At 68.2% G+C, this 14,842-nt stretch carries 17 protein-coding genes; 11 read left to right on the top strand and 6 right to left on the bottom strand.

The features are described from left to right. The first annotated feature begins 27 nt into the window (after positions 1-27). From MSG_RS23525 to MSG_RS23540, 4 genes are all read left to right on the top strand, one after another. Positions 28-510 carry a RidA family protein gene (locus MSG_RS23525; protein WP_096443474.1) on the top strand — a complete coding sequence of 161 codons (483 nt, stop codon included), beginning with the start codon at positions 28-30 and terminating at the stop codon, positions 508-510. 138 nt (positions 511-648) lie between these two features. Next, the gene (locus MSG_RS23530; RefSeq protein ID WP_096443475.1) at positions 649-1,134 is read left to right on the top strand and encodes a lipoprotein LpqH; all 486 of its coding nucleotides are present in this window, start codon (positions 649-651) and stop codon (positions 1,132-1,134) included. Between the two features lie 77 nt (positions 1,135-1,211). Then, on the top strand, positions 1,212-2,936 hold the full coding sequence (locus MSG_RS23535; protein ID WP_096443477.1) for a hypothetical protein: 1,725 nt from the start codon (positions 1,212-1,214) through the stop codon (positions 2,934-2,936). Further along, positions 2,933-4,297: a CHAT domain-containing protein gene (locus MSG_RS23540; RefSeq protein ID WP_181159186.1), complete on the top strand. Its 1,365-nt coding sequence runs from the start codon at positions 2,933-2,935 to the stop codon at positions 4,295-4,297. The genes MSG_RS23535 and MSG_RS23540 overlap by 4 nt, the downstream gene beginning before the upstream one ends. 3 nt (positions 4,298-4,300) lie before the next feature. On the opposite strand, the gene MSG_RS23545 is transcribed toward MSG_RS23540, so the two are convergent. Next, a complete protein-coding gene (locus tag MSG_RS23545; RefSeq protein WP_373421161.1) occupies positions 4,301-4,651 on the bottom strand; it encodes a hypothetical protein in 351 nt (116 codons plus the stop codon). Between the two features lie 44 nt (positions 4,652-4,695). Here MSG_RS23545 and MSG_RS23550 point away from each other — a divergent pair, with 44 nt between their 5' ends. Genes MSG_RS23550 through MSG_RS23560 form a run of 3 tightly spaced genes read left to right on the top strand, consistent with a single transcriptional unit; the run spans position 4,696 to position 8,215 of the window. Beyond that, entirely contained in the window at positions 4,696-6,015 is a 1,320-nt protein-coding gene (locus MSG_RS23550; RefSeq protein WP_096444766.1) for a hypothetical protein, read from the top strand. After that, positions 6,012-7,127 (top strand): hypothetical protein, encoded by a 1,116-nt coding sequence (locus MSG_RS23555; protein ID WP_096443481.1) that lies wholly within the window; start codon positions 6,012-6,014, stop codon positions 7,125-7,127. The genes MSG_RS23550 and MSG_RS23555 overlap by 4 nt, the downstream gene beginning before the upstream one ends. A gap of 29 nt (positions 7,128-7,156) precedes the next feature. Next, positions 7,157-8,215, top strand: coding sequence for an NAD(P)H-dependent amine dehydrogenase family protein (locus MSG_RS23560; RefSeq protein ID WP_096443482.1), 1,059 nt, complete (start codon positions 7,157-7,159; stop codon positions 8,213-8,215). A gap of 5 nt (positions 8,216-8,220) precedes the next feature. Here MSG_RS23560 and MSG_RS23565 read toward each other — a convergent pair whose 3' ends face one another. From MSG_RS23565 to MSG_RS25265, 3 genes are all read right to left on the bottom strand, one after another. Further along, complete coding sequence (locus MSG_RS23565; protein ID WP_162899274.1) at positions 8,221-8,559, bottom strand: DUF732 domain-containing protein; 339 nt, start codon at positions 8,557-8,559, stop codon at positions 8,221-8,223. Positions 8,560-8,618: 59 nt separating this feature from the next. Continuing rightward, positions 8,619-9,302 (bottom strand): GAP family protein, encoded by a 684-nt coding sequence (locus tag MSG_RS23570; RefSeq protein WP_096443486.1) that lies wholly within the window; start codon positions 9,300-9,302, stop codon positions 8,619-8,621. A gap of 116 nt (positions 9,303-9,418) precedes the next feature. Beyond that, positions 9,419-9,580 (bottom strand): hypothetical protein, encoded by a 162-nt coding sequence (locus MSG_RS25265; RefSeq protein WP_162899115.1) that lies wholly within the window; start codon positions 9,578-9,580, stop codon positions 9,419-9,421. A 117-nt stretch (positions 9,581-9,697) separates the two neighbouring features. On the opposite strand from MSG_RS25265, the gene MSG_RS23575 reads away from it, so the two are divergent. The 3 genes from MSG_RS23575 (at position 9,698) to MSG_RS23585 (ending at position 11,698) form a co-directional block, all read left to right on the top strand. After that, complete coding sequence (locus MSG_RS23575; protein WP_096443488.1) at positions 9,698-9,871, top strand: CsbD family protein; 174 nt, start codon at positions 9,698-9,700, stop codon at positions 9,869-9,871. Positions 9,872-9,952: 81 nt separating this feature from the next. Then, on the top strand, positions 9,953-10,663 hold the full coding sequence (locus MSG_RS23580) for a cutinase family protein (RefSeq protein WP_096443490.1): 711 nt from the start codon (positions 9,953-9,955) through the stop codon (positions 10,661-10,663). Between the two features lie 51 nt (positions 10,664-10,714). Next, positions 10,715-11,698: an SDR family NAD(P)-dependent oxidoreductase gene (locus MSG_RS23585; RefSeq protein ID WP_096443492.1), complete on the top strand. Its 984-nt coding sequence runs from the start codon at positions 10,715-10,717 to the stop codon at positions 11,696-11,698. 16 nt (positions 11,699-11,714) lie between these two features. Here the strand turns inward: MSG_RS23585 and MSG_RS23590 are convergent, their stop codons facing one another. Then, a complete protein-coding gene (locus tag MSG_RS23590; protein WP_096443494.1) occupies positions 11,715-12,101 on the bottom strand; it encodes a PPOX class F420-dependent oxidoreductase in 387 nt (128 codons plus the stop codon). Positions 12,102-12,242: 141 nt separating this feature from the next. Between MSG_RS23590 and MSG_RS23595 the strand changes: the two genes are divergently transcribed. Further along, entirely contained in the window at positions 12,243-13,388 is a 1,146-nt protein-coding gene (locus MSG_RS23595; protein WP_096443496.1) for an LLM class flavin-dependent oxidoreductase, read from the top strand. Here MSG_RS23595 and MSG_RS23600 read toward each other — a convergent pair whose 3' ends face one another. Further along, positions 13,389-14,840: an aldehyde dehydrogenase gene (locus tag MSG_RS23600; RefSeq protein ID WP_096443498.1), complete on the bottom strand. Its 1,452-nt coding sequence runs from the start codon at positions 14,838-14,840 to the stop codon at positions 13,389-13,391. It lies immediately after the preceding gene. Positions 14,841-14,842: the final 2 nt, after the last annotated feature.

Here is a 14,842-nt window from a genome sequence, read left to right on the forward strand (position 1 = left end):
CAAATCCCCTCACCTGAAAGGCTTTTGATGCCCGACATCACCTCGGCTCATCCCGGCGTGGAACGCCGACTCACCGAACGGGGTCTGACTCTGCCACAGGTCGCCGCCCCGACCGCGGCTTACCTACCCGCTGTCACCGACGGTACCCACGTGTATACCTCCGGACAACTTCCGCTCGTCGACGGTGCACTCAAACTCATCGGAAAGGTCGGCTCCGACGTCGCACCCGACCAGGCGCGTGCATGCGCGCTCATCTGTGCGCTTAACGCGCTCGCCGCGATCCGTGCCGAAATCGGCGACTTGGACCGCATCACTCGGATTGTCAAAGTGACCGGGTTTGTCGCATCCGATCCCAGTTTCACTGGGCAACCCCAGGTCGTCAACGGTGCATCCGAGCTTCTCGGCTGGTGCTTCGGCCCCGTAGGCGCACACGCCCGTTCAGCCATCGGCGTCGCCGCGCTACCGCTCGACTCCCCCGTCGAGATCGAGATCACGGCAACGTTCAACTAGACCGACACCAAGTGTCGGTCTAGTTCCCGAGACGAAGCCCGGCTGGACCCAAAAATTGGGATCGGTAGCGACACCGGCGTTCTGTACTTGCTCCAATGACGACGCCAACAGGGCGACGCATGAAGGAAGGAACGGCAAGTGAAACGTCTTCTCGTGGGCGCAATCGGAACCCTCGGCGTGGCGGCGGCCGTGGTGGGCTGCTCGAGCGGCGGCCACACCGCCAGCCCGGCGTCGAGCACAGCCCCCAGCGTCGCCTCCGGGAGCGGCGGGGCCCAGGTCAAGGTCGGCGGCGCCGACCTGGCCGGAGTCAACCCTGCTTCGGTGACGTGCGTGAAGCAGGGCGGCAAGATCGACATCGGTAGCGGCTCCACCGGCGGTGCCCAGCAGGCGCTGGCCGTCGTGATGACCGACGAAGCGACCCCACAGGTCGAATCGTTGGCGCTGGTGGTGGACGGCAACGCGCTGTCGGTCGCCAACAACATGGGCGCCAAGGTCGGGTCGGCCAACGTGGCGGTCGACGGCAAGACCTACACCATCACCGGTCAGGCGCAGGGTGCCGACCTGAAGAACCCGATGGCCGGGATGATCACCAAGGACTTCAGCATCAAGGTGACGTGCGGCTAATCGGCAACAACCCGGGGGGCGGACGTGACTCACTCACACGTCCGCCGCACCGGCCCGTCCGGACTTATGATGCAGCCGTGTCGATCTCCGGCGAATTGGAGCGAGCCCGCCGCCTGGCGCTGGTCGCCGACGAAACCGGCGCCCACGACCTCCTGCTGTCCCTAGTACCGGCGATCGAGGCCGAAGACCGCGACGAGCAGATCCTGGAAGTCTTCGCGCAGCTGGGCGATATCTACCTGGCGCGGGGCGCGAATGACGCAGTGCACGAATGTATCCGGCGCATCTGCGACTGCCTGGCGATCTACTCCGGAATCATGGCCGGCACCATGCCGGAAGCCGCCAGTCAGGCCTCGATGCCCGCAGCCGACATCGCCCACATGATCCGTCGCTTTTCGCGTCGAGCGCAGTTCCTGCAGACCGGCGTGGCCGCCGCGCAGGGCGACCACGAAGGCGCCGAGGCGGCACTGTCCGAGCTGAGCCGGGCCGACGACGCGTTCCCGGAGCTGGACGACGAGCACGCCCGCCTGATCGTCCACGCGCAGGTCCTGTGCGCGACGGCGCTGTGCGACGACGACCTGCACGTCCGGTCGGCCCCGTTGTGGGAGCACGTGCTCGATGCGATCGACCGCCTGGGCGACACCGAGTTCGACGACCAGCTGCGGGTGGCCGCGTCCACCGCGTACGGCAGGTTCTGCGTGGAGACGGGACGGCTGACCGAGGCCGAGCCCTGGTTGCGTCGCGCCGGGGCCAGGGCGCGGGCCCGGGGATGGGAATTAGCGTACGCCAGAACACAATTGGAACTGGCGGCCGCGCGCTGGCTGGTCAGCGACCACGCGGGCACCGAGCAGCTAGTCTCCGAGGCCTTCCCCGTCATCGCGAGATACCAGCGAGCCCACGACGTCGCCCGGTGCTGGCTGTACCTGGGGCTCACTCGGTTAGCAGTTGGCGAACTCAAGGCCGCCGACGAGTCCTGGGAGCACGCCGAACGGCACTGGCGCGAGCTGGGAAAGCCATTGTATCTGCACAGAATCTTGTTGCAGCGCAGCTGGATAGCGATCTTCTGGAGCAAGTTTGCCGAAGCCGTAGAGCTGATCGCCCAGGCCCGGGAGCTGCTCGACTCGTCGCCCCGCAACAGTTGGCTGCAGTACGCCCAACTCGACAATCACCTCGGCACCGTGTGGCGCGCGGATGCGTTGGCGGACCTAGGTTTCGACAGCTCGGGCGATCCCGACGAACCGCTGGAAGAAACCGAGGCCCGGCAGGCCGAGGGGCTCGGCGTCCTGCGCGGCGAGGTCGGCACACCCGAGTACTTTCGCGCGATGACCAAACTCGAACAGGCCGCGGAGCTCAAGGTGCCGGCCGCGCTGGCCGTCGACTCGGTACGTTTCTCGATCGCCGACGCCGACACCCGAGCCCGCTGGGCGACCAGCATTTCGGCCCCCATCCTGGCCGGCGCGTTCGCGGTCGCGTACGAGTGGGAGAACACTCAGCTGATCAGTGAGCTCGTCGAATACCAGAGCGCGCGTGGAACTTTCGACACCGATCCGCGGCGGTCCGTGATCGGCGAATGGGCATCGGCGGCCACCACCGCCGTGCTCGTCGACACCGACCCGGAACCGGCGCTGGCCGCCGCCGGTCCGCCCGCGGGTGCCGGCCGATCGCTGCATCGGCTCGGCCCGTTGCCGCCGCTACAGATGCAACCCGACAGCCCGCCGATCATGAGTCACTATCGCGCGCTGGCGCTGCAGCGCTACGGCCGCGACGTCACCGCCGCCGAGCCCGCCTGGTCGACCTGGCCATGAGCGACCGGCTCACCCTTGTCCTGCGTTACGCCGACCTCGGGATCGCCACCTACGGCAGCCTGCGGATCGTCGGGCAGCCGTCACGGACCGTCACCTGGGTGGTGGAGGAGCCGCTGCTGCTGGCCGCCACCGAAGAGCTGACCGACGCCATCCCCGAACCGCATGGCAGCGAGAGCCGCCGCGACGCCATCGAAAGAGCTTTGGCCACCGGGGCGTTCGCGAACATCGACACCGAGCTCACCGTCGCATACATCCTGGGTGTGCTGCTGATCTCGACTCAGGGCTGGCAGCTATTGACGGAGTGCGTGGCCTCGCCGCGCGCCGCGCTGTTCGTGGCTCCCAGCGCGCGGCTGGCCGCCGTCCCGTGGGGGCTGCTGGCGGTGCCGAAATCGGGCCCGAGCAAAGAGGAATTGGTGCGGGCCCGTCAGGACGCCATCACCACCAGCGGGCGAGTGGCCGCCCGGATCCCGTGGCAGCTGACAAATATCAGCGATCACACCGACGGCCATCGACTGATGGAATTGGTCGACGTGCTGATGGCGGTTCCGGCCAATATCGTGCACGCACCGCGCACCCCGGCGCGATGGGATACTCGCCAGGACGGTCCGCCGCTCTTGGTCCTCGACTCGCGCGTGCCGGGACAACGCCCAGACTCCTCGCTTGGGTCGGTGCTCGGCAGGCCTGCGGCCGACACGCAACTGGCACAACACTTTGCCGAGCTGATGAGCCGCCGGGCGGTGCTTCCTGCAGTCGACGAGGCGGTCGAACTGTTCCGCCGTCAGGATGCCGACCGCGGCTGGCTGGCAGAAATGCTGTCGCAGACCCCCAGCAGGCTGCTCTACGTCGGGCATGCGAGTTCTGCTGACGCACAGCACGATCACGCCGCCCAAGCCGACCGCGCGGCCCTGCACCTGGCCTGTACCGCCGCGGCCTCCGGCGACGCCGACACCATCGGTGACCATCGTCCGCTTACCGCGTCCGACCTGATGTCGATGCGGCTGCCGATGCCGCCGCGGGTGGCCCTGCTGGCCTGCGGATCGGGCGGCGACTATCGATTCGACGAGGCGACCGGTCTGGTCGCGGCGATGATTCTGGGCGGTGCACAGTTGGTCACCGCCACGCTGTGGTCGCTGCCCACCACGACCGCCTACCGCCAATTCGCCGCGGGAGCAGGCGACGCGGCCGATCCGATGGCTGAGGTGGTCGTCGCCGTCGACCTCGCGCACGAAGCCGACGACGCGGGGTGCGCGGTCAATCGATGGCAACGCGAACAGATGCGGCGCTGGCGAGACGGAGACCGCACCGCCAACCCGCTGTACTGGGCCGCGCTGGTCACGTTCGCGGTCGACGGCGCACGGTAGCGCTCAGACCGCGGCCAGCCACGACGCGTGCACGGCCAGCACGTCATCGGGCAGCGAAAGCTTCTCGCGGGCAGCGGGATCGAACGCGACCAGAACAACCAGGCCGGGCCGCAACACCGACGCGTCCACACCGTCTTCACCGCGCGCCAATCTGCCGATGAACGTCTCTCCCGACACGGCGACCACCTCGACGAATATCTGCCGCTCACCGGCGACCTCGCGGACCGTGCCGATGCCGACGGTACGAGCGGGATCACCACGCCGCCAAAACGCCAACCGCCGGGCGTTGGGCAGGACTGTCATCCACTTCTTCATGGGTCCAGGGTCTGCGTGCCGGACGGCTACCGAACCCAACTTTTTGGCTGCCGGTATTTTCGGAAAGCCCCTATCCTGTGCTGATGAGTGCGGACTCGCAGCTGGCCACCGCCGTGGCCGCAGGCCATCCACGCCGGTCGGTGATCGACCAGGCGTGGCGGGCAATCGGGCTCGGCGTAGAAGTGCTCAGCAGCGACGGTGGTGGACCCCTGACCCGCACCGTCAAACGCATCATCGACCCGTTGGTGCTGCGACTGCGGTCGAACCCGCAGTATTCGGCCCCGGTGGTCAGCCCCGACACCGCCGCGGCCATGCACGAAATGATCGTGAGCAGCGCCTCCGAATTACGTTCCGCCGCGGCATGGTTCGAGGTTCTCAAGCTCGAGCGCCGCAGGCAGCGGATCCGTTCCGGAAACGCCCAGGAGCTCTACTTTCCGGTGTGTTACGAGCTGGCCGTCACCAAAGGCGCACCGGCACCGGAAGATCGGGATACCGCGGCCACCGTACTGCGCGAGATTCACCAGGGCCGCGACCGCACCGCGATCGAGGTCTTGCACCAGCACGTGGCCGGCCCCGACGTCGTGGCCACGCTGACCGATCAGCTCGAACGCAGTTGGCGTGACGTAAGGCCGGGCCAGACCGCGACCGATCCGTTTCTGGCCGAGCTCGCGACCGTGCTCGGGCCCGCGCACAGCCACCGCGCGGCGACGGCCCGCCAGCGGGTCTGGTCGGCGATGATCAGCGACAACACCCCGTACAACCTGGGCGCGCTGGTGCGAGTCGAATCGGCCGAGCTGCCCTGGTCGATCGTCAAGCTGGGTTTGAGTTCGGTTGCGCCGCAACGCCCCCCGCATATCGCCGGCGGCGCAGACGGCGATCGCCCGCTCGATCGCAGCGTGGTGGACCGGGTGCGCGCGACCCTGCGCCGCGCCCTGGACCGCGACGCCTTGCCCGACATCCCGTTGCTCTGCGAGGAAGAGGTCGACCGCGCCTGCGCTCCATGGGGGCTGCTGGCGGAGGACAAACAGGCGACGCTGGTCGCCGGCATCGAGGTGGCCGTCGAGCTGGCGCCGCTGGACCGGTCGGTCGCCAGCCGCTACGCCTTGGCGGCGCGGATCCAGGCGCGGCTGCGCAAGGAGGCATACGTCCTGCACGCCCGGCGCTACCTCGCCGAGGGCGGCCCGATCCACCCGCGCCAGCAGCAGGTCGTCGACGACCTCGCGGCCTACCCGCAGCCGTACCTGAGCCGGCTGTGGGCGCGGCTGCACGGGCGCGACGTCTGGCAGGAGCCCTGCGACGACGTCGACGACATGCGTTCCCTGCTGGAAGGGGTCGCGCGCTCGGTCAGCCTCGACCACCGCCAGCGCATCAAGTCCATGCTCGAACTGCAGGTGGCCGGATGAAATTGGTTGCCGACGCCGGCCTTTGGACGGTCGGGCCAGCCAGCGCCCACACGCCGCTGGCCGCGGTGCTGGAAGTCAGTGGTGCCGTGCTGTCCTGGACGATCGACGATCCACCCGGCGAAGGGCGAGCCCAGATCACCTTCACCGATCTGTCGCGCGCGGACTGGCTGTGGCGGGTGTTCGGTGAGGCCGGGCACGTCGCGCTGGCCGGCGCCGCGGACGCGGCGGACGGCGCGACCAGCGTCGAGCTGACCGGAGTCGACATCGTGCCGGGTTCGGTCGAGCCGCTGCGTCGGCTGGCCGTCGGGCATTGGCTGCGGCGCTGGTGGCCGGCGAGTCAGCGGGAGGGCATCGCAAGCCTGGACCGCGCGCTGCTCGACGTCGAGGTCGCGCTGCTGACCGCCGACGCGCAGGACTTCTTCGCCGACGACACGCTGGATTCGGACGTCACCGGGCTGCTGACGCCGCATGCGACGGCGCTGTTCGCTTATGTCCGCAGCGACGACGGGCGGATCGCGAACTTGGTGCGCGCGGGCGCCGAGCTGGCCGACGAGGTCGGTGTCGACAAAGATCCGTGGGCAGAACTCATTGCGGCCCTTGATGATTCGAGCGCGTTGTCGATACCGAGCGGGCGCCGCGACGACTACGCCCTGGCCGCGGGCGCCGACGCGGGCCCTCGCGGCTCGTCGATCGCCCGGGGCGTCGCATCCATCAACTGGACCGCGGTTCCGCCGGCCATCTTCGACGCGGGCGAGAACACCGTCGACTGGACCGTCGAGGCGTCCGGGGCATTGGTGCGCGCGGCGATTATCGGGCCCGACCTGCCCTCCGGGATCGCGGTGCGATTGCGGTCCGGAGCGATCAGCGGGGCCGGGGTTCTGGACGGCGAGGGCCGCGCGGCGCTTCCCCTGGTCGACGCCGAGCAACAGCCGATCACCGAGTCGGCAGCCTGGGATCACGACTGGGCGGCGACCGCGGTGACCGTCGGAGCCGACACGACCGAGAGCCGCGAGACCCGCGACCGGATCCGCCGCTGGGCGCACAGCAGGCTGGACCAGCCGCCGGCCGACGCGTTTCTGGCCGAGATTTTGGCTTCGGAGTCCGCCTATTAAGCGTGCGAACAATTCCCTATGCTGAGCGAGTGCCAAACACCTATCGCGTCGTGCAGTGGAACACCGGAAACGTCGGAAAGAGCTCGCTGAAATCGATCGTCGGCAACCCCACCCTGGAACTGGTCGGGTGCTACGCCTGGTCACCGGAGAAGGCCGGGCGCGACGCCGGCGAGCTCGCCGGGATCCCGCCGCTCGGGATCACGGCCACCAACGACATCGACGAGCTACTGGCGCTCAAGCCCGACTGCGTGGTCTACAACCCGATGTGGATCAGCGTCGACGAACTGGTGCGCATCCTGTCCGCCGGCGTCAACATCGTGACCACGGCGTCGTTCATCACCGGGCACAACCTCAGCGATGGCCGCGACCGGCTGCTGGAGGCCGCCGAGAAAGGCCGCGCGACGATCTTCGGGTCCGGCGTCAGCCCGGGCTTCGCCGAACTGCTGGCCATCGTGTCGGCCATGGTCTGCAACCGGATCGACAAGGTCACCGTCAACGAGGCCGCCGACACCACCTTCTACGACTCGCCGGAGACCGAGAAGCCGGTCGGCTTCGGCCAGCCGATCGACCACCCCGACCTGCAGGCCATGGCCGCCAAGGGCACGGCCATCTTCGGCGAGGCCGTCCGGCTGGTGGGCGACGCGCTGGGTGTCGAGCTCGACGAGGTGAAGTGTGTCGCCGAGTTCGCCCAGACCACCGAGGACCTCGTGATGGCGTCCTGGACCATCCCCGCCGGGCACGTTGCGGGCACCTACATCAGCTGGCAGGGCATCGTCGGCAGCAAACCCCTCATCGACCTGAACGTCCGGTGGAAGAAGGGTCAGACGCTCGACCCCGACTGGCAGATCGAGCAGGACGGCTGGGTCATCCAGATCGACGGGCAACCGACGGTCACGACCAAGGTCGGCTTCCTGCCGCCGCCGTATTTCGAGGCCACGACGCTTGAGGAGTTCATGGACCTCGGCCACATCATGACGGCGGTCCCGGCCATCAACGCGATCCCCGCCGTCGTCGCCGCGGCGCCGGGCATCGCCACCTACGCCGATCTTCCGCTGACCCTGCCCCGGGGCTTCGCGAAGACGAGCTAGGACTACTAGCTCTTGCTGGCCTTCTTGGTGTCTTCGTTCATGTCCGGGCAGAACGACAACACCGCGGTGGCGGCGATCACGCCGGCCTGCTGAGGGGTGTAGCCAGAGTTCTGGATCTTCTGCACGGCCGGTTGCGGGTCACCGTTGTCGTGGTGCAGGTCGTGGCAGAGCGCGGTACCGATCTGAACGATCTGGAGCGGGTCTTTGTAGGGCACGTTGTATTGCGACAGAGTCGCAAGATAGGCGGAGGTGCTGTCCGGAGCAGCGCTCGCGACCGCCGGGGCGGGCAACAGGAGCGCGGACAGGGCGAGGGCTGCTGTCGATATCACTGTGAGGCGGCTCATGTCAGTTCCCATACCCGGTCTGCTGCGGCCGGGACCTGAACAGTCCGTTAACGCGCGGCTCACCACAGCGCGCTGTGGTTGACCAACGCATCGGCGACCAGACCGACGCCGAACACCAGGAACAGCAGCCGAACTGAGAGCGGGCCGTAGCGGGTGAGGGCGCGCATGATGCCGCGCTGGATGCGTGCGGCGCGCACCGTTTGCCGCATCGAGAGACCCAGGATCAGCAGCGACGGCGATAGCGCTACCGCCCAGTAGCCGACGATCATCAACGGCCAGATCGGCGGGCGCGGATGCAGCGCGGCCAGCATCGCCAGGGCCGTCAGATACGGCACATCGGTCGGCGCCTGCCCGGTGCCCACCGCCAGCCCGAGCAGGCCGAGCAGCCATGGACGGTCCCGCATCGCGGCCATCGCCCAGCCGGGCGCGGACGACTGTGCCGTCAACGGGAAGAACGCCAGGCCGACCAGGGCCGCGCCGAGGATCAGTTCGCCCCGGAACCGGATGGCCGGTGTGACGTGAAAATCGACGAGGTGAGTCAAGAAGGTCAGCCCGAGCACCGTGCCCAGGCCAAAGGCGGTCGTCACGGCGAACACCCCGGCGATGAAGCTCAGGGCGCCCGGCACCGGTGACCGGCGACTGAGCCGGCTGCTGAAGATGACGGCCGAGACGACGCCGGCATTCAACACATTCAGGGAGTCCAGCAGCGCGAGGCCGGCCAGCGCCAGCAGCAGTGGTCCCACGCGCCTGGCCTACGATGCGAGCCCGACGGCGATCATCCCAGCAGGTTAACCACCCGCCGCCGCGGCCGCACCGGAGGCGCGCACCAGTCGTTGGTCGGGGTAGCCGCCTGTTGCCATCAGGCGACGTTGTCGGGATCCTCCCGACCGTCGTCACCCGGCGTTTGATCGGGCGGCGCCTGCTTCAGGAACTTCCTGAGCCGCAGCAGCTGGTTGGTGACCATCCCGATGCCCAGCAGCATCAGCACCACAACGATCCCCACCACGATTGCGGTGCCCACGCAACCCATGGTGACAGATCCACGCCCACCCGAGGCCCACGCCGGTGTTTCGGATTCGCCCGTCCGGGGGTAGCCCCAGCTGGACCGCATTCGAGGCTAGGAGAGGGAGCGCAGCGCATGAGCACCGAAGACAAGATCAAGAACAAGATCGAGGACCTCGGCGGACAGGCGAAGGAAGCCGTCGGCAGGGTGACCGGGGACCACGACACGAAGAACGAGGGCCGCGCGGACCAGGCCAAGTCCAGCCTGAAGGATGCCGGCGAGAAGGTGAAGGACGCCTTCAAGAAGTAGACGTCCGTTCAGACCAGCAGGTTTACTCAAGATAGCGGTAAACCTGCTGGTCTTTCGGCCGCCTTGGAACGTTAGGAAGAGATGAGCGTCTGCATATTGATTGCACAACGGATCGGCCGCGCGGCAGCGGCTGTCGGAGCGGGAGCGGTGCTGGCCGCCGCGGCCGGGCTGAGCGCACCGGCGCCCCCGGCCCACGCCGACTGCCCCGATGTCGATGTGGTGTTCGCCCGCGGCACCAGTGAACCGCCCGGTGTTGGCGGCATCGGTTCGGGCTTCGTCGACGCCCTGCGCGGCGACCTCGGTGGACGGACGCTCGCGGTGTATCCGGTGAACTATCCGGCCAGCAGCGACTTCGGCAGCCCCACCTTCCCGGCGACATTCATCGACGGGATTCGCGACGCCAGCTCGCACATCGAGTCGATGGCGGCCAGCTGCCCCAAGACCCGGGAGGTGCTGGGCGGTTTCTCGCAGGGCGCGGCGGTGGCGGGCTTCGTCACGTCATCGGCTGTCCCGAAGGGCGTTTCCGCCGACTCAGTCCCCGCCCCTATGCCGCCCGACGTCGCCAACCACGTCGCCGCCGTCGTCCTCTTCGGCACACCGTCGAATCAGTTCCTTGAGCATTACGGCGCGCCAGACATCGCCATCGGACCGCTGTATCAGCCCAAGACGCTGCAGTTGTGTGCCCCGGGCGATCCGATTTGCGGCGGCGGCAGCGACGGCGCGGCCCACGCTTCGTATGTCGTGAACGGCATGGCGGGACAGGGCGCGAGCTACGTCGTCAGCCACCTGTAGCAGGCTCGCCCCGCCGCCGCTGCGACGCGCCGCCATTGCAAGAATCGCCCTATGCGCGTTCTGATCACGGGTGGGACAGGATTCGTCGGCGGGTGGACCGCCAAGGCCATTTCCGACGCGGGGCATTCGGTGCGTTTCCTGGTGCGCAACCCCGATCGGCTGCACACGTCGGTCGCCCAGCTGGGGGTCGACGTGTCGGACGTCGCGGTGGGCGACATCACTGATCGCGTCTCGGTCCGGGAGGCGATGCAGGGTTGCGACGCCGTCGTGCACGGCGCCGCGCTGGTCGCAACCGACCCGCGCCAGACCAACGAGATGCTGACGACGAACATGCAGGGCGCGCAGAATGTGCTCGGGCAGGCCGTCGAGCTGGGCCTGGACCCGATCGTGCACGTGTCGAGCTTCACCGCGCTGTTTCACCCCCACCTGGAGATCCTGACGGCGGATCTGCCGGTGGTCGGCGGGGCGGACGGCTACGGAACGTCCAAGGCGCAGGTCGACATCTACGCCCGCGGGCTGCAGGACGCCGGCGCGCCGGTCAACATCACCTATCCCGGCATGGTCCTCGGGCCGCCCGTCGGCAACCAATACGGTGAGGCCGGCCAGGGGGTGCGGTCGCTGTTAGACCTGCACTTCGTTCCGGGTCGCGGAGCGGCCTGGCTGATCGTGGACGCCCGCGACGTGGCCGCGCTGCACGCGGCGCTGCTGGAACCCGGGCGCGGACCGCGGCGCTACATGGCCGGCGGTCACCGCGTCCCCGTCACCGAGTTGGCGAGCATGTTCGGCGAGTTGGGGAACACGACGATGGTTCCCGTGCCGGTTCCTGACACCCTGATCCGGGCCGCGGGAGCCGTTCTCGACCTTGCCACTCCGTATCTGCCGTTCAGCACGCCGTTCACCGCGGCCGGGATGCAGTACTACACCCAGATGCCGGCGTCCGACGATTCGCCGAGCGAGCGCGACCTCGGCGTCGTCTATCGGGATCCCTATGAAACGGTGGCCGACACCATCGAGGCGCTGCGCGCCGGCGGCTAGCGCCTCGATGGTGTCGTCAGGTGCCCGGTTTGATCTCCAGGCCGACGTGCACCTTGTCGATGCCGCCGCGCACGATCGAGTGCACGTAGAACCACGGCGCGTGATACCAGTACCGCTTGAGCACCGCGTTGTAGACGCGCCGCGTCTCGGACCTGGGCAGCACCCGGGCGATGCCCTCGACCTCGTCGCTCTTCTTCTTGCCCAACGACCCGCTCTTGGCGATCGTCACCCTGGGCGTGTTGTTGATCCGCTTCGTCTTCCACGACCCGTCGTCGGTGATCACCAGGAGCGTGTCGCCGTCGGGGACTCCCCAGATGGCGGTCGGCTTCGGGCGGCCGTCTTTGGTGAACGTCGTCAACAGCAGGTACTTCGACTTGATGACGTCGGAGAAACTGGCAGCCACGATTTCTCGCCTTCTCGTCCGATGGGTCGGTATGGCACAGCATGTGCCCCGAGCGGCAGGATGGCAAACGTCGGCGGACGCGATCCCCTCGTTATCCGGATAGTCTGATGCGCGCAGCAAACACGGCCGAAAGGGGCAACCGTGGGCGATTTTCGTGTGGGTGTGATGGACCCGATTATTGCGTCCCGGCCGTCGGCCGAGGTGTTCACCCGGGCCGATTACTTCAGCGCGGTCGCCAGGGGCGTGGACTCGTTCTGGGTTCCCGACCACCTCAACCAGTTGTTCCCGCGCTCGTTGTGGAAGCAAAAGTATTGCGGTGCAACGAGAATCATGCCGACCATCGACGCCGCAATGGAACCCTGGACCATGCTCGGGCACCTCTCCGGTCGCCACCGGCTCGGCCGGCTACGCCTTGGCGTCGGAGTGACCGACACCGGCCGCCGCAATCCCGCCGTCACCGCGCAGGCGGCCGCGACGCTGCACCTGCTCACCCGCGGGCGGGCGATCTTGGGCATCGGCCCCGGTGAACGCGAGGGCAACGAGCCCTACGGCGTTGACTGGTCCAAACCGGTCGCGCGTTTCGAGGAGGCGATGGCCACCATTCGCGCGCTGTGGAACTCGGGTGGCGAGCTGGTCAACCGGGACTCGCCGTTCTTTCCGCTGCGCGATGCCCTGTTCGATCTGCCGCCCTATCGGGGGAACTGGCCCGAGATCTGGATCGCGGCCCACGGGCCCCGGATGCTGCGCGCCGCCGGGCGCTACGCCGACGCCTACTATCCCGCCTTCGCGCACCGGCCGGTGGACTACAAGCAGCGACTGGATGCCGTCCGGTCCGCCGCCTCGGACGCCGGCCGCGACCCCATGGCTATCCTCCCGGCGATCCAGCTGTTCGTCGTCACCGGCCGCACCCACGAGGACGTCGACGAGGCGCTCGACTCCAGAATGGTCCGGGCCTTCGGCCTGAACTCGCCCGACGAGGTCTTCGGCCGCCACGGTTTGCAACATCCACTGGGAGCGGGCTTTTCGGGCGCGCAGGACATCCTGCCCTCCGGCATAGACGAACAGGCCGCCTTGTCCCACACGGCCGCCATCCCGCCGGAGGTGATCAGGGACTCGGCGCTGTGCGGCACCCCCGATGAAGTCGTCGACCAGGTCGCGCAGTGGCGGGACAACGGAGTCCGCTACGCCGTGCTGGCCAATCTGAGCATGTTGCAGCGCAGCCTGCGCAAGGGGCTTGCGTCGGCGCAGGCGTTCGGCCGGATCGTGCAAGGGGTCAAGAAGTTGTGATCAGTGCCCGGCGGCAACCGAAATCGATTGACTCACCGTGTAACTGTCGATGCCCTCGGGCCCGAGTTCACGACCGTAGCCGCTGTTCTTGACACCCCCGAAGGGCGCCGCCGGATCCATGATGTAGCCCTCGTTGACCCCGAAGGTACCGGACCGTACCCGGGCCGCGACGCCGTAGCCGCGCTCGACGTCGGCGGTGAACACCGAACCGGCCAAACCGTACTCGGAATCGTTGGCGATCCGGATCGCCTCGTCTTCGTCGCGGTAGGAGATGACGGTCAGCACCGGGCCGAAGATCTCCTCACGGGCGATCCGCATGTCGTTGCTTGCCTCGCTGAACAGCGTCGGCCTTACGTACCAACCGGTTTCGAGGCCGTCGGGCATGTCCGCACCACCGATCACCAGGCGGGCTCCCTCGCTTTCGCCCGATTCGATGTAGCCGCGTACACGCTCTTGTTGGCGCTGTGCCACCAGCGGACCGATCTGGGTGTCAGGGTCCGCCGGGTCGCCCACCGTCATCGCCTGCATCCCGGCCGCCAGCGCGTCGACGAATTCGTCCTTGCGTGACTCGGGCACGAGGATGCGGCTGAGCGCGTTGCACACCTGTCCGCTGTTGGCCAGGCTGGCCATCTGGATCCCGGTGGCCGTCGCCGCGGGGTCGGCGTCGTCGAGCACGACCGCCGCGGACTTGCCGCCCAATTCGAGGCTCACCTGCCTGAGTCCGTCGGCGCACGCGCGGGCGACCTGGCGTCCGGCCGCGGTGGAGCCGGTGAACGACACTTTGTCCACACCGCCGTGGCTGACCAGAAGTTCGCCGACCTGGCGGCCGCCGGGCACCACGTTGAGCACACCGGGAGGTAGATCGGCCGCGGCGACCAGCTCGGCCAGCAACTGCGCGTCGAGCACCGACTCCGGCGCGGGCTTGAGTACCACCGAACATCCCGCCAGCAGCGCCGGCACCACCTTGGTCACGGTGAGGAACTGCGGCATGTTCCACGGGACGATCGCGGCGACGACTCCCACCGGCCGCTTGGCGATCCGAATGTTGTTGCCGTACAATCCCAGTCGCTCTTGGGACCACTGGTAATCGGCCGCCAGGCCGCAAAAAACCGAGATCATGGTCAACGGCAGGCGCACCTGCGCCATTTTGGCGAAGCTGATCGGAGCCCCGATCTCCGCGGAGATCAGCTCGGCCATCTCGGCCCGGCGCTCCTGATAGATCGCGGCCAGCCGGCCCAGCGCCTCGACGCGTTCGGCCGGCCGCATGCGCGGCCACGGCCCGGTATCGAAGGCGGCCCGGGCGGCCCCGATAGCCCGATTCACATCCATGGGTCCCGCGCACGCGGCGCGGCCGATCACCGCTTCGCTGTGCGGCGACACCACCACGATGACCGACTCGGATTGCGGTGCCGCCCACTTGCCGTCGATGAAGAGTTCGTCTCTCTCGTACATGT

This window comes from Mycobacterium shigaense, assembly GCF_002356315.1.
In the GTDB taxonomy this organism is placed as follows: domain Bacteria; phylum Actinomycetota; class Actinomycetes; order Mycobacteriales; family Mycobacteriaceae; genus Mycobacterium; species Mycobacterium shigaense.

Coding starts and splice junctions, on each gene's coding strand:
- MSG_RS23550 (WP_096444766.1), top strand. CDS start 4,696: ATGAGTGCGGACTCGCAGCTGGCCACCGCCGTGGCCGCAGGCCATCCA.
- MSG_RS23585 (WP_096443492.1), top strand. CDS start 10,715: ATGCGCGTTCTGATCACGGGTGGGACAGGATTCGTCGGCGGGTGGACC.
- MSG_RS23540 (WP_181159186.1), top strand. CDS start 2,933: ATGAGCGACCGGCTCACCCTTGTCCTGCGTTACGCCGACCTCGGGATC.
- MSG_RS23575 (WP_096443488.1), top strand. CDS start 9,698: ATGAGCACCGAAGACAAGATCAAGAACAAGATCGAGGACCTCGGCGGA.
- MSG_RS23600 (WP_096443498.1), bottom strand. CDS start 14,840: ATGTACGAGAGAGACGAACTCTTCATCGACGGCAAGTGGGCGGCACCG.
- MSG_RS23525 (WP_096443474.1), top strand. CDS start 28: ATGCCCGACATCACCTCGGCTCATCCCGGCGTGGAACGCCGACTCACC.
- MSG_RS23580 (WP_096443490.1), top strand. CDS start 9,953: ATGAGCGTCTGCATATTGATTGCACAACGGATCGGCCGCGCGGCAGCG.
- MSG_RS23555 (WP_096443481.1), top strand. CDS start 6,012: ATGAAATTGGTTGCCGACGCCGGCCTTTGGACGGTCGGGCCAGCCAGC.
- MSG_RS23565 (WP_162899274.1), bottom strand. CDS start 8,559: ATGAGCCGCCTCACAGTGATATCGACAGCAGCCCTCGCCCTGTCCGCG.